Source organism: Caballeronia sp. GACF4 (genome assembly GCF_023631025.1).
Classification (GTDB): Bacteria; Pseudomonadota; Gammaproteobacteria; order Burkholderiales; family Burkholderiaceae; genus Caballeronia.
This window is the reverse complement of the sequence record NZ_JALQDW010000041.1, coordinates 77,213-89,758: the sequence shown is the minus strand read 5'-3', so window position 1 is coordinate 89,758 and position 12,546 is coordinate 77,213. Positions and strand designations below refer to the sequence as shown.

Below are 12,546 nucleotides of genomic sequence, written 5' to 3'. Positions count from 1 at the left end.
GTCGCAGCCCTCGCTCCAGCAATTGGCGTAGGCTGCGTTACTGGCCGCCGCTCACCACGAAAGTCGTTGAAGCACCCGAGGTCTTGTCGGTCGTCGTCACTTGCAGATTGCCGTTCGCTATCTGCGCGATGTTGATCGAGAAGTTGCCCGTGTTGATGGTGCCTGGCTTGAGCGATCCATCCGTGCCCACGATCGAACTCGTGACCGAACTCGCCACGCGTGACAGAATGGCCTGCTGCAACTGACTGTTGAATTGATCGAGCGTGGACTGCGAACTGGTCAGGCTCGCCAGACTCGGGTCCTGATGCTTGTTCTGTGCGGTCGCCTGATCCATGAGAACAGGACCATTCGCGGGATTCCCGCCGAAGGTCGGATTGATGGGCTCGTACACCAGCGGCGAGGCATACGCTCCGCCGATCAGTCCCGCGTTGGCAATGGCGGTAAGCAGTATCCGCGTGAAGGTCTTTTGGTTAGTCATCCCGATTTCCTCGAACTCTCTTTTATCGTTTGAATGCTGTCTTTGTCTTTCTGCTACCGTATGCCGCGACTTACATTTCATCCGATGCGAGATCGGCTTCATGAAACAGCAGGCGCGATATATCCGCCTGCAGCACTGTCTGCAACGCGCTCGCCGCCGCGCTTTCGGCAATAGGCCGCACGTTCGCCCGGGCAATAGGCAAGAACGCCTGAAACACACGACGCTGATCGTATTCGATCCAGACCAGACTGCCGTATCTTGCAGAGGGACGCTCATGGACCGACACGTTATAGCGTTCGCTCATCGGCATCTGCGTCCATGCCTGAGCAAAAAAGTTATAGAAGTCTTCGCCTACCAGCGTCACCGCGTCGTTGGTAACGATCCCGCCAAGCGTATCCACGAGTGGAGATCTGGCATCCGGCTTGGCGGGCAATGTGTTGCTGCCCGTGATCGTCGACTGGCGGCTGACCGTCGCACTGTCGGTGAGTGCAGGCGACGCCGCTTGCGGCCGGACCCTCGTAAGCGGACTCGGCGTCGGCGGGTTCGGCAGCGTGACGAGCGCACGTGCTTCATTACCCGAAGCGGAGCCATGAGCGCTCGACGGCGAATCGGCGTCCTGCGCGCCTTGAGCATATGCCGCGTTATCGACCATGTTGCCGAGTAGCGCGGCCGTGGTCACGAACGTCATCGACGCGACCCAGAACTGCGGCATGCGCCACGCGCCCTTCGTCGAGATCCTGTTTGCATCGCCATCGTGTCGCATACAAGCCTCTCGTCGTCATTCCTGCAGACTTCGTTTGCCGAAGCGATGCAGTGGTATGGAACGCATTCTGGCGGATGGCGATGGCGGATGTCGATGGGTCAAATGAACACCTTTCGCTGCCATGAAACTTCCGCGACTCGTGTCGCGGGGAACACGTTACGGTGTTACGAGAACGCACGTGCGGCGGGCGTTTGAGACGCTCGTTCGGTTGAGGCGATCGCCCTTAAAAGCCGCTGCGCAAACGTTAGCGACCGAAAACTGGACGTTCGTGACTGAAACAATTTTGGTCCGCCTGGTTCAAATTCGTGCGGATTTCAACTAGCAGTGAGCGGCTTTTGGAGACCTCTTGTCCAACAAGGCTTCGCAGGATTTGGCATACAAATTGCCTCTGCCTGGTCGATGCAAAAGTGCCAACGTGATGGCTCCAAAGCCGGCCTAAAAAAACACCGAAGGGGATGAAATGCTGGAATGTATCGTGGCATCGGAGATGAACGTCGCGGTTTCGATCAACGCGCAGGAAGCGATGTCGGACGCTCGGACGGTCAAGGCCGTCGCGCTCGAAAGCAGCGATGCCGCAGCGCTGGTCGATTATCTGTTCAACGAAGAGACCACGGTCGTCGCCGTCGATGCCGATCTGAACGTCATGTGCAAGATGTCGAACGCGTTGGCCCTACTTGGCGACCAGGGTGGTCTTGCTATCCGCGATGGACAGCTCATGCATCTGAACCCGAAGGCCTACGAAGGACTCAAGTCGAGCGTGGCGAAGACGCTGGCTCGCGGTCAGTGCAGCACGATCGTCGTGACTGGAGCTTGGGGACATGCGTGGCATATCGTAATCACGCGCGCGGACGACCTTGTACTTTCCTCACGGCCGCGAGCGGTATTGCGCATTGAGCGCCGTCATATTTTTCGCCGGCCGGAGGTAGCGACACTACAAAGTGTGTTGGGCTTATCGCAGGCTGAAGCGCGGATGCTTTGCGAGTTGATCTGCGGTCACAGCGTCAATGAATGCGCAGCGATTCTTGACGTGTCGATTGCAACCGTACGCAAGCACCTTGCCGCAACGCTCAAGAAAACGTCCTGCTCGCGTCAGTCGGAATTGATGCGGCTAGCGAGCATCGTGACGTAACGTGCGCCCTGGTGAACGTTGACCAACGGTTGAATGGGAACGGGCCTCAACGCTTACCGAAACAAGAAAAGAAAGAGCCCGAAGGCCCTTTCTGACTCGCTTTACTTCGGGTGACTTGCAATGAAACTTTTGACTGCGGTGAAGGCAGGCTTTTGCGTCTTGCCATCGCTCGTCATGAGACCGTATGCGCCTTCGCTGTCGTCGTACATTTCGAAAGCCTGAATCGACTGAATGTTGTACTTGGCCGCGTTGTTGTAAAACTGCTGCATCATCAAGCTGCCGGTGAAGTACGACGCGATTGCCGAGTACGTACCGTAGGTCGGACGCACACCGTACTCGTTGATCCAGACCGGTTTGCCAAACGAGTTCAGCACGCCGAGGATGTCATGGCAACCTGTGTTGCCGCAAGCGTGGGTCATGTCGCCCTGGTCCGAGTACCAGTGCCATGCCGTGATGTCCCAGCTGACAGTCGGGTGACCATGCGTGCCGTCCGGCTGCGAGCCGTCCGCAAGCATCTGAAAGAACGCGGTGTGCTTCCACGTGCCGTCGACGATGATCTTCGCCGAGCTATTAACCGACTTCACGCCCGCGATCATGCCGCGAATCAACCCGCGTGCGACCGTGAACGGCTGATTGCTGTAATGGTTCCAGACGTTGCCGTCGTAGTTGCCAGAGAGCGTGTTTGCTTCGAGCTCATTGCCGACTTCGTAGTACGTGTAGTTGTACGTCTGCGCCGTCTGCTGGCCCATCGTGTAGCCCGCGTTATAGGCGGCCTGCTCGCTGTTGTAGTTCAGGCCCAGCAGCATCACCGGATAAACCTGTACGCCGCCTGCCGCAAACTGCTTTGCGACCGTGGCGAGAACCTTCGCCGATGCCTGGCTGTACACGTCGTTACGGTAAATCTTCACGCCGAGATTTTGGAGTTGCGAAAGCTGCGTTGCGTACGACGTGGTGTCATACGCGCCGCCGTTCGTGATGTGGCCGTTTGCGCCGTAGAAGATGGAACTGGTGGTTGCGGCCTTTTCGGTCGATTGCGGCGTGGCGGCGGACTTGTCGACTGCGGCATCGACTGCGCTTTCGCCGCCGCCACCGCAAGCTGCGAGCAACGTGGAAGCGACCAGAGCAGTGGCAAGCGCTGCGGCTTTAGTTTTCGACAGAACTTTCAGGAAATGGGAAGACTGATTTTCATTCATGTTAGTTTGCATAACTAATTGCCGGGCTAGCGCCCGCACATGTTTAAAGGTTGCCGGCACTTTCCGCCGACAGCTAGCACACAGTTCGCTAGTTGCGAGGTTCGCCGTAGCACCACGTCGACTTCGCGACGAGTCACGGCTTTCCGCGGCTTGCTTTGTACTCAGCACGTAAGCAAACGATTGCTTTCGATACTGCAGGAACTGCCGATCGAAGCTACCGAACGTAAGACACAAGAGACCGCGTCAGATGTAGCAACTATTACCGTATTCGGATGTACGAGTTCTTGCTTAAAGCAAGATGTGCCGAATCGGTGAGAACGGAAGCAAGGTTATCGTCTTATGAGATGACTGTAAATGTGAAATTAAGAAAAAAATGCGTTAAGTTTTCCTGACAGTGAAACATATACCGATTGATATGAAGTTTTCATTTCGAAAGGATGGCGGCGGTTTCAGGGGTACAAAAGTTGGACACAGTTGGTCTTAAAGGCGTTGTGCGACATTGCGCAATCGTTGGATCGACGCGTAGCCCGTTAGAACGGTAGAGAGCGCACAGGGCGTAGGCGCTAGCGTCGAGTCGCGAGACGTTGCCATGTGTGATGGAATCGACGCGACAGGCCGACGAGTTTTGCTAGCGCAAGCTGCTTAGAGGATCGCTAAAGACAGCGACCCCTATCGCACTTCTTAGGGGAAGAAATTCGGCCGGGCCATTTGCGAAAGCCGGTAATCTCAGGCTCTCAACCGCCCGCAACGGCTAGAGCGTTACTCTAGAAGCAAAGCGCAATGCCCCCTGTCATCCCGATGCTCGAAAGCTGGGTAACAAAGTTGACTAAGCGATACTTCTTAGCGACCTCTCGATAACATCGCGAAACGTCGTGATGGCAAAAGGCAAAGTGGAATCGCATGCGCTATGCATGCTGAATGGATGACCCGCATTAAAGGGCCGTTCGAGGACTCCAAACTATTCAATTCCGCTTCATTGGCAGGGCTGCTTTGTGCGCTCGCTTCGGGAAATACTGAGAGGATGAGTTCCAACATAGTGCACGCCGGATCAGGATTCAACCGAAGTCGCCGTCGAGGCTCGACGCAATCAGCCTGATTCATCGCCGCCAATATTAATAAGCCGCCTCGCGGTTTAAACTTGCGCTCGCCGCTTCGCGACGTAGGATCGCGAACCGAACATCAGCTTCTTCCACGGTGCGCAAAGATGAGCCGAATGCAAAGCGTTGTCGACGTACATGTCCTGTTCAAGAACGACAATAACGAATATCTCTTCATCCAGCGCGCAAATACCGGCCATAGAGACGGTCAGTATTCGCTGGTCGCCGGTCATCTCGAACCTGGGGAATCCATCGAGGAATGCGCGATCCGCGAGTCGAAGGAAGAAGCCGGCGTGAGCATCGCGCCAGGTTCTTTCGACTTCAAGTTGGTGATGCGACGCGATTCGGAACAGAACCGAATAAGCTTCTTTTTGACATGTCGTTCTTGGGAGGGCGTCCTTGTGAACATGGAACCGCACAAGTGTTCTGCGTTTGTTTGGGCGCCGCTGGACCATCCGCCTGAGCCGACCGTCGACTACATAGCCCATGCGCTTGAAAATATTCGCAACGGCGTGATACTGGCTGATTTCAAGCCTTGATTCAGCGTGCTAAAGTCGGCGGTGTCTCAGCCGGATTCACGAGGCGCCAAGTCAACGCTGCCGACGACAACATGAACAATGCAGCCACGACGAACAGCGCTTGATATCCTTTGGCGAAGCTAATCGCACCGAGTGTATGCAACGCGGCATCGCTCCAACCTGGCAAGGTTGCGCGCTGAAGATGCCCTGCAGTGATATCCACTACGAGATGAAGGCGCTGCTGCGAATCGACGGAAGGCATCGAATTCGTAATGACATTTTGGACACGCGCAAACATCACCGCGCCGAGCATCGCGATTCCAATGACGAGTCCGGTAAAACGGGTCGTGCCCGACACACCCGACGCCATGCCGGATCGCTCCTTTGGGATCACGGTCATCGAAACCTTGGTCGTCTCGCCGTTGAGCATGCCCGCGCCGATGCCCGTCACGACCATGCCTACGATGAGAGGCGCATAAGCAAGCATGGTCACGACCGCCGCGAAACAGACGAGCCCGATGCACACCGTAAGCAACCCGAGCGTAAGCAACGCGCGCCCTGTCAGGCGATGCGCGAGATGACGCGACACGAGACGCGGCACGATAAAGAGTGGCCCGACCATCGGCAGCATCATGAGACCCGCGCTCGCCGATGTCGCGCCGAGACCGCTTTGAAGAAAGATCGGCACGAACGTCAGCATCGTGAGCATGCCGATGGAAAACGCAAACTGCGCGAGCGTCGCACCGAGAAACGTCCGATTGCGGAAGTACGTTAGGTCGAGCATCGGCCGCGTCTGACGTCGCTCGACAATGACGAACAACACGAACAGCACGCCAGCGCCTACGAATTCAGCGATGATCCAGCGATCATTCCAGCCGCGCCGATTGCCTTCGATAAGCGCAAGCGTCGTTAGAAAGAGCGCCGTTCCGAAGCATGCGACGCCTGGCAGGTCGAGTCGCATCGAGTGCGGATCGCGCGACGATTCGATCACGCGCAAGATCAACGCAAGCAATACGACGCCTATCGGCACGTTGACATTGAACGCCCATTGCCAGCCGAACGCCTGCGTGATGAGTCCACCGACCACCGGACCGCTCGCGATCCCGATGCCCACTACGGTGCCCCAAAACGCGAACGCTCGCGCCCGTGCTTCGCCGTGGAATGCGTGCGACAAGGTGGCGAGTGCGGCGCTCAATTGCATGGCCGCGCCCGCGCCTTGCACCGCGCGCGCGGCTATCAACATCGGCAAGTTCCACGCGGACCCGCATAGCAGCGATGCGAAGGTGAACAACATCAGCCCTGTAACGAGCAAGCGCTTGCGTCCGAAGCGGTCGGCGAGCGCGCCTGCTGGCATCAACAGCGACGCGAAGCTCAACATGTACGCCGTGATCACCCACTCGATGCCCGCGAAATCCGCATGAAGCGAGCGCGCAATGGAGGGCAGCGACACCGACACGATGTTCGCATCGAGTTGCAGCATGAAGGACGGCGCCGAGGTGCAGATGAGCACGAGCCACTCATGCCGCTTCGTCGCGGCGTCCGGTCTGCTTGCGAGTGAACGATCCATGCGGCGCGCTCCTCAAACCGCGTATTGCGCTAAACCGTTGCCGAACGACCAGTTCTCTTTCTTCACTTCGACCAGATTGATGAAGACGTTCTCAGGCCGTATGCCCGGCGATGTCGAGAGTCCCTCGGCAATTGCGCGGTATAGCGCTTTCTTTTGATCGGTATTACGTCCTTCGTTCCACGTGATCTGGATGATGACAAGGTCGTCGTCGCGCGCAATGCCAAGATACGTCGGATCGAACATGAAGTTGGCGTCTTCATGCTCGTTGATGACCTGGAAGCGGTCGTTCTGCGGCACACCGACACTGAGCATCGCTTCATAAACGACGAGGCCGATCTGCTGGCGATAGTCGGCATCCTTTCCCTTCTTCAAGTCGATACGAACAAACGGCATGATGGAGCTCCATTGATGAGGACCGGTGCGGCAAATTATCAGCATATGCTTGCAATCTGTCAATTGCCTGCATATGCTGATAATGGAATAATGACTCTGCAGGAAACTTCGCAGAGGAATGAGTGATGGCAACGAAAATGGCGGCAAAGAATGTGAATCGCGGGCGACCCGGTTGCAGTTGCACCGCACTGCGCAAGGCCACGCGACGTATTTCACAACTCTATGACGCGGCAATATCGCCAAGCGGCCTGAAAATCACGCAGCGCGCGGTGCTCGCTCAGATCGGGCGATCGGAGCCGACCAACGTAGGCAAGCTCGCTGCAGCGCTGGTAATGGATTCGGGCGCGCTCGCGCATACGCTTAAGCCGCTTGAGCGTGATGGCTTCATCTCACTCGAGGTGAACCCTGACGACAGGCGGCATAAATCGATTGGTCTCACGCCCGAAGGACGCGAGAAGCTCGCTGAATCCGACGTTCTGTGGCGTAAGGCGCAAGCTATCTTCGATTCATCATTGGGCCGCGCCGAAGCCGAAGTATTGCGCGGCGTGCTGGACAAGCTCTTATCGGATGAATTTGCGGAACGCTTCGAAAAGGACATGCAACGCTAGCGGATAAACGCTAACCAGGGAGACGCCCTATGCCGACTTACCTCGTATCTGTCACGGACGGACTGCTTTCCGATGACGCGAAAGCAAACATCGCGCGCGAAATCACCCGAGCGCATAGTCAAGCCACGGGTGCGCAAACTTTCTTCGCGCAGGTCATGTTCAGCGCGATTCCACGAGGGGCTCATTTCATGGGCGGTAAGCGGATCGATACGAATCAGATCTTCGTGCATGGACACATTCGCGCAGGAAGAACGCCTGAGCAAAAGGCCAGGTTGCTTGCCGATATCGTGGAATCCCTTCATCGAATCTCGAAGTTGGAAAAGCGTTTTTTATGGGTTTATCTCTCCGAGTTGCCGCCTGCGAACATGATCGAATATGGACAAGTCTTGCCTCAGCCTGGAACTGAACAACAGTGGCTTGACGGGCTACCTGAGGCAGATCGCGCCTATTTGCTAGGGCTTGCGGGCAAACCGGACTGATTGTCGACTCACGCTCTTCGATTATGTTGGCGGGTCACACGAAGTTATTGCCTGCGACTTGCCTCAAGAATCACTTACGCTTGTCGATACGGACGGGGATGCTATCTAAAACTTCGATCGACCTAAACGTATGACGATAGCATTCCCCACCGCCATTACCAACGTCGAGCAGCGCGCTTAAGAATCGCTAAGAAGCAATCGAGGTCCTTAAGAAGGCGCCCCAAGGCATTCCCGCTTATTCCAAATCAATCTGCAATACGCTTAAAACTGACGTAGTAATCTTCAGTGTAATAGCAGTCATTAGTCTGTTTGCGCTGTCCACCGCACACGATGCGTCGTTGCCCGCGATCCGTCGCGCCCGGCGTGCGCACGGTATAGGCGCGGTAGTAGCCACGCGGATGTTGCGGCAGCATTGCGGCGCTATTGCGGAACATGACACCGTCCTCGGCGAAGGGGAACGGACCACCGGCCTTGATCAGACGCAGTGTCTCAGTCGCCTCGCCTGGCAATTGCGCTTTGGTGATAGCGGTGACGGCGGCTGGCGCGCTGTGTTCCTGCGTGGCCGATGCGGCTTGCGTACCGCTCGCGACCTGTCCTGGTTGGACTGGCGCCTGACTCGCTGATGCGCCCGCATCTGGAGTCGCGCTTCGCGATCCGTCTTTGTTGCATGCGCAGAGGATTGCGCTCAAGGTAAAAATGCAGCAGAAAGCCAGAGTTCGCTTCACGAAGTTGTTGTCCCCGGATTGACCAGCATTCGATTACTGCAAGCGGTTCAAGAATAGCGCTAGTAGCAGCCTGAGGCAATGTTCGCGCGTTGTCGACGAAACCGCACCAACGATGCTTTAAGAACTCAACCAGGAAGCGCAAACGAAAACGGCCTAAAGGCGCAGGTATCGCGCCTTTAAGCCGCACTTTGAATACTCCGTCACCTCGTTCGATCGTTTCAACCCTGAACCACTGCCGAACGAAGCGAATTCGACACCCTAAAGCTTAGGGCTTCGGTGCCGACGACGGGATCGGGGCAGCCTTCGTCGTGTTCTTGTGATGCTTGCGGTGATGCTTTTTAGTCTTGGTTCCACTTGCGGGCTGCGCGGCGTCGGCCGTCGTGGCAGCCGGAGCTGCAGGGGCTACGGCAGGCGCCGAAGCCTGTGCGAATAAACCAACGGAAAACAAAGCGGCGATCGATGCGGCAACGAGTTGCTTTTTCATGGCGGTCAGGCCCTTCGTGGTTGTTTAACAGTGTCGCGGCTTAAGTACCGCGAGTACTTGCTTAACGCCTCGCCACGCTGTGTGTTGACACGCATCGAAAAAAAATTTCCGGTCCTTGTTGGAAGACATTTCTGACAAGCCAGCTACTTAATCTCCTTCAATGTTGTAAGGTCTACCACGCCATTCTGACTGGTAAACGCAGGGCCATGCCCTGCGCTACTTCCTTGCGACACCCCGCTGATGCGATGGTCCGCGCTGTCATAAGTCTTTAACGTGCCGTTGTCTTCGATTAAAAGTCGCTTCGCATCCGCAAAGAAGGCGTAGCGCAGACCGTTCTGTGCACCACTCGTTTGCGGCTCGCCGAGATTGTCCGGCCACCAATGTTCCATCGGCTTCATGGGCTCCATCGGTTGCATCGGCGTCATGGGTTTCATGGGCTTCATCGGTTCCATCGTATTCCTCGTGGGTTGAGCGCTGGTTCGAAGGTCAGACGACGTTCACTGTCAGCAACACGCGTACCGCCTTTCATTCTGATTCACGACGCGGGCGCTTTAGCCCCCGAGGAACTGCACCGCGTTGTTGCAGAGCCAATCCTCGCGAACCTGATCCGCCATCCCAAGCGCATCGAACTCGTGCAAAGCCTTGTCGACCGGCATCATCGGAAACGCGGACCCGAAGATCATGCGCTTCTTAAGCACTGTCTTGCCGTATTGCAAAAGCGGCTCGTAACCCGAGTGCGCGGTGGCAAGCAGCTTCGGCCGCACAGCCACGGTGCCTATCCATACATTCGGATGCCGCCACGCCACCGCAAGCAGTTCATGCACCCACGGCCATCCCGGCGGCGAAGCGCATACCCGCAACGCGGGCAACGTCATCATCACGCGATCGAGCGCGGCAGGATGGCCATGCATCATCGAGGTATGCGTCGAGAAGTTCGTGCCGCAATGAATATTCACCGGCACGTCCAATTCGACACATTTGCGATAAAGCGGAAACAGCAAGGGATCGTCGATAGCCAACTTATGCTCGAAGCCCTGCACATTCAGCCCACGCAGACCGAGTTCGCGCACCGCCGTCTCGAACTCCGCGACCGCCGCGTCGCCTTTATGCGGATCGACGCCTGCAAAGCCGATGTAGCGCTCGCCATGCGTGTGACAAAACGCAGCCACGTGGTCGTTCGCTATCTTCACGCCGAACGTGCTGGTGAGATCGCGCGCCTTCAACACGACATGTCGCGCTTTCAGTCGCTCGTAAGTCGCGAGATAGTCGTCGAGTGGATCGACACCATTCGCACTCGCGACCTGACGCTCCGTACCCTCGTACACGCGCCGATAATTCGCCAGATGACTGACAGGACCGTCGAACTGCAACGACGGAGGACGGCTCGAAAAGTCCACGAACATGGGCAGCTCCGGCAAGCGTCTGGCGTTACCGCCAACGCGACTCCTGACGATCGAAGGTATCGACGAACGGATCGGTTGCCTCGGCAATCAGGCGTTTTTTCGCGATCTTGCGCGAAGGCGTACGCGGAAAATCGCCGACGATATATTGCAGATAACGCGGCACCTTGAACGACGCGAGATGCAGCGCGCAATGCTCGAACACCGCCGCGGGCGGAACGTCGCTATGCGTGAGTCCTTCGCGCAACTTGAGGTACGCCTTCACTTCCTCGCGACGCAGCGGATCGGGCACCGGAACGACTGCGGCTTCATCGATCGCCTCCATGCTGCGTAGAACGGTCTCCACTTCGGTTGCCGAGACATTCTCGCCCGAGCGCTTGATCATCTCCTTGATGCGTCCCACGATGAAATAAAAGCCCTTTGCATCGCGTCGAAACAGATCGCCCGTGCGAAACCAGTCGCCATCGAAACTCTCGGCGTTGGCCTCTGGACGCTTGTAGTACCCCCATAAAATGCCGCGCCCGCGAATCCAGAGTTCACCGACTTCATCTATATCGGCGATACTGCCGTCATCGCGACGAACCTGCAGTTCACGAAACGGGGCAGGCAGACCGCAAGTGCGTTCGAGCGCCTCTTCATGGGCCCACGCGGGCACGAGTGCGCCCGTTCCTACTTCGGTCATGCCGAAGCCTTCGCGGGCAATCACGTTGAAGCGCGCCTGCACTTCTTCGCGCGCGCTTCTGGTCCATCCGTAGATGCTCACATACTTCAGGCATACATCGGCGTCGCGTTCGCTCTGTGGATGCGCGCTCAAGGCAGGCTCGGGAAAGATGCAGTAGTGAATCCGATAATCGATGAGCCACGACATGAAGCGCGTGAGGCTCATGCGCTCGGCAATGTACGCGGTGCCGCCGAGCTTAAGCGTCATCAGGAACTGCCACATCGGGTCCATGTAGAAGAACGGCGCCCAGATCAACACGTTCTCGATGCCCGCTTCCGGCCCGCGCCTATTACGCGCCGCACCGTGGCAATGAATCATCCAGTAATCGTGAGTCAGCATGCAGCCCTTCGGAAAGCCCGTCGTGCCTGAGGTGTATTGCAGATTCAACAGGTCGTTGCGCGACACCGTTCCGGGCGCATTGAACATGGCGCTGCCCGCATCGAGCAAAGCCTGCCATTGCAGCGGATGCTCGCTCTCGCCGCACACGATCACACGTTCCCATGCAAGCAGTGCGGGCAGCGTGGGCGCATCGGCGAGACGCGGTAGGAATTCGGCGTCGATCACGAGGTACTGCACGTCGGCATCGGTAAGGACGAACATCATTTCGTCCTGCGTGTAGGCGGTGTTCACGGGCACCATGACCGCGCCGATACGGCCCAGCGCGATCCACGAGATGGGAAACTCGGGCGTGTTCTTCAACATCAGTCCAACGTGACAGCCCTTGCGAATACCGCGCCTAACAAATGAATCGGCAAGCTGCGAAGCCGCGCGATCGATTTGCGCATACGTCATCTCGATACCGCGATCGAACCACACCGCAGCGGTCTTGTCGCCATATAGCGCGGCCTGTTCGCGCACGAAATCTCCGAGCGATTCAGGCAATGCGAGTTGCTCCTGACGCTTTCGACGGACGAGTTCGTCCGCCACGGTCGGCGACTGTGTCTTCATACATGCTCTCCACGAAATTCGAAACCTCGCACGGCGAGGCGCG

The 12,546-nt window shown here is 57.2% G+C and carries 14 protein-coding genes; 4 read left to right on the top strand and 10 right to left on the bottom strand.

Annotated elements, in window-relative coordinates:
- Positions 1-37: 37 nt before the first annotated feature.
- The gene (locus NCR40_RS29915) at positions 38-478 is read right to left on the bottom strand and encodes a curli assembly protein CsgF (protein WP_244832457.1); all 441 of its coding nucleotides are present in this window, start codon (positions 476-478) and stop codon (positions 38-40) included.
- A gap of 70 nt (positions 479-548) precedes the next feature.
- Positions 549-1,241, bottom strand: coding sequence for a CsgE family curli-type amyloid fiber assembly protein (locus NCR40_RS29910; RefSeq protein ID WP_250468332.1), 693 nt, complete (start codon positions 1,239-1,241; stop codon positions 549-551).
- Between the two features lie 460 nt (positions 1,242-1,701).
- On the opposite strand from NCR40_RS29910, the gene NCR40_RS29905 reads away from it, so the two are divergent.
- Complete coding sequence (locus NCR40_RS29905) at positions 1,702-2,370, top strand: helix-turn-helix transcriptional regulator (protein ID WP_250511656.1); 669 nt, start codon at positions 1,702-1,704, stop codon at positions 2,368-2,370.
- 101 nt (positions 2,371-2,471) lie between these two features.
- On the opposite strand, the gene NCR40_RS29900 is transcribed toward NCR40_RS29905, so the two are convergent.
- On the bottom strand, positions 2,472-3,563 hold the full coding sequence (locus NCR40_RS29900) for a lipopolysaccharide biosynthesis protein (protein WP_244832454.1): 1,092 nt from the start codon (positions 3,561-3,563) through the stop codon (positions 2,472-2,474).
- Positions 3,564-4,776: 1,213 nt separating this feature from the next.
- Here NCR40_RS29900 and NCR40_RS29895 point away from each other — a divergent pair.
- Positions 4,777-5,199: an NUDIX hydrolase gene (locus tag NCR40_RS29895; RefSeq protein ID WP_250511654.1), complete on the top strand. Its 423-nt coding sequence runs from the start codon at positions 4,777-4,779 to the stop codon at positions 5,197-5,199.
- Position 5,200: 1 nt separating this feature from the next.
- On the opposite strand, the gene NCR40_RS29890 is transcribed toward NCR40_RS29895, so the two are convergent.
- Both NCR40_RS29890 and NCR40_RS29885 read right to left on the bottom strand, forming a co-directional pair.
- Complete coding sequence (locus NCR40_RS29890; protein ID WP_250511653.1) at positions 5,201-6,745, bottom strand: MFS transporter; 1,545 nt, start codon at positions 6,743-6,745, stop codon at positions 5,201-5,203.
- A gap of 12 nt (positions 6,746-6,757) precedes the next feature.
- Positions 6,758-7,138 carry a tautomerase family protein gene (locus tag NCR40_RS29885; RefSeq protein ID WP_250511652.1) on the bottom strand — a complete coding sequence of 127 codons (381 nt, stop codon included), beginning with the start codon at positions 7,136-7,138 and terminating at the stop codon, positions 6,758-6,760.
- Positions 7,139-7,263: 125 nt separating this feature from the next.
- Between NCR40_RS29885 and NCR40_RS29880 the strand changes: the two genes are divergently transcribed.
- Positions 7,264-7,746 (top strand): MarR family winged helix-turn-helix transcriptional regulator, encoded by a 483-nt coding sequence (locus tag NCR40_RS29880; RefSeq protein ID WP_250511651.1) that lies wholly within the window; start codon positions 7,264-7,266, stop codon positions 7,744-7,746.
- Positions 7,747-7,775: 29 nt separating this feature from the next.
- The gene (locus NCR40_RS29875) at positions 7,776-8,225 is read left to right on the top strand and encodes a tautomerase family protein (protein ID WP_250511650.1); all 450 of its coding nucleotides are present in this window, start codon (positions 7,776-7,778) and stop codon (positions 8,223-8,225) included.
- 245 nt (positions 8,226-8,470) lie between these two features.
- Here the strand turns inward: NCR40_RS29875 and NCR40_RS29870 are convergent, their stop codons facing one another.
- From NCR40_RS29870 to NCR40_RS29850, 5 genes are all read right to left on the bottom strand, one after another.
- Entirely contained in the window at positions 8,471-8,950 is a 480-nt protein-coding gene (locus NCR40_RS29870) for a ribonuclease (protein ID WP_250468338.1), read from the bottom strand.
- Between the two features lie 265 nt (positions 8,951-9,215).
- Positions 9,216-9,434 (bottom strand): hypothetical protein, encoded by a 219-nt coding sequence (locus NCR40_RS29865; protein ID WP_250511649.1) that lies wholly within the window; start codon positions 9,432-9,434, stop codon positions 9,216-9,218.
- Positions 9,435-9,577: 143 nt separating this feature from the next.
- A complete protein-coding gene (locus tag NCR40_RS29860; protein WP_250468340.1) occupies positions 9,578-9,886 on the bottom strand; it encodes a hypothetical protein in 309 nt (102 codons plus the stop codon).
- Between the two features lie 99 nt (positions 9,887-9,985).
- Positions 9,986-10,837, bottom strand: a complete 852-nt coding sequence (locus tag NCR40_RS29855; RefSeq protein ID WP_250511648.1) for an amidohydrolase family protein — start codon at positions 10,835-10,837, stop codon at positions 9,986-9,988.
- Between the two features lie 25 nt (positions 10,838-10,862).
- Positions 10,863-12,503, bottom strand: coding sequence for a class I adenylate-forming enzyme family protein (locus NCR40_RS29850; protein WP_250511647.1), 1,641 nt, complete (start codon positions 12,501-12,503; stop codon positions 10,863-10,865).
- Positions 12,504-12,546: the final 43 nt, after the last annotated feature.

Bases quoted from the DNA above. Each gene is read 5' to 3' on its own strand.
- NCR40_RS29915 (WP_244832457.1), bottom strand. From the start codon at position 478: ATGACTAACCAAAAGACCTTCACGCGGATACTGCTTACCGCCATTGCC.
- NCR40_RS29910 (WP_250468332.1), bottom strand. From the start codon at position 1,241: ATGCGACACGATGGCGATGCAAACAGGATCTCGACGAAGGGCGCGTGG.
- NCR40_RS29905 (WP_250511656.1), top strand. From the start codon at position 1,702: ATGCTGGAATGTATCGTGGCATCGGAGATGAACGTCGCGGTTTCGATC.
- NCR40_RS29900 (WP_244832454.1), bottom strand. From the start codon at position 3,563: ATGAATGAAAATCAGTCTTCCCATTTCCTGAAAGTTCTGTCGAAAACT.
- NCR40_RS29895 (WP_250511654.1), top strand. From the start codon at position 4,777: ATGCAAAGCGTTGTCGACGTACATGTCCTGTTCAAGAACGACAATAAC.
- NCR40_RS29890 (WP_250511653.1), bottom strand. From the start codon at position 6,745: ATGGATCGTTCACTCGCAAGCAGACCGGACGCCGCGACGAAGCGGCAT.
- NCR40_RS29885 (WP_250511652.1), bottom strand. From the start codon at position 7,138: ATGCCGTTTGTTCGTATCGACTTGAAGAAGGGAAAGGATGCCGACTAT.
- NCR40_RS29880 (WP_250511651.1), top strand. From the start codon at position 7,264: ATGGCAACGAAAATGGCGGCAAAGAATGTGAATCGCGGGCGACCCGGT.
- NCR40_RS29875 (WP_250511650.1), top strand. From the start codon at position 7,776: ATGCCGACTTACCTCGTATCTGTCACGGACGGACTGCTTTCCGATGAC.
- NCR40_RS29865 (WP_250511649.1), bottom strand. From the start codon at position 9,434: ATGAAAAAGCAACTCGTTGCCGCATCGATCGCCGCTTTGTTTTCCGTT.
- NCR40_RS29860 (WP_250468340.1), bottom strand. From the start codon at position 9,886: ATGGAACCGATGAAGCCCATGAAACCCATGACGCCGATGCAACCGATG.
- NCR40_RS29855 (WP_250511648.1), bottom strand. From the start codon at position 10,837: ATGTTCGTGGACTTTTCGAGCCGTCCTCCGTCGTTGCAGTTCGACGGT.
- NCR40_RS29850 (WP_250511647.1), bottom strand. From the start codon at position 12,503: ATGAAGACACAGTCGCCGACCGTGGCGGACGAACTCGTCCGTCGAAAG.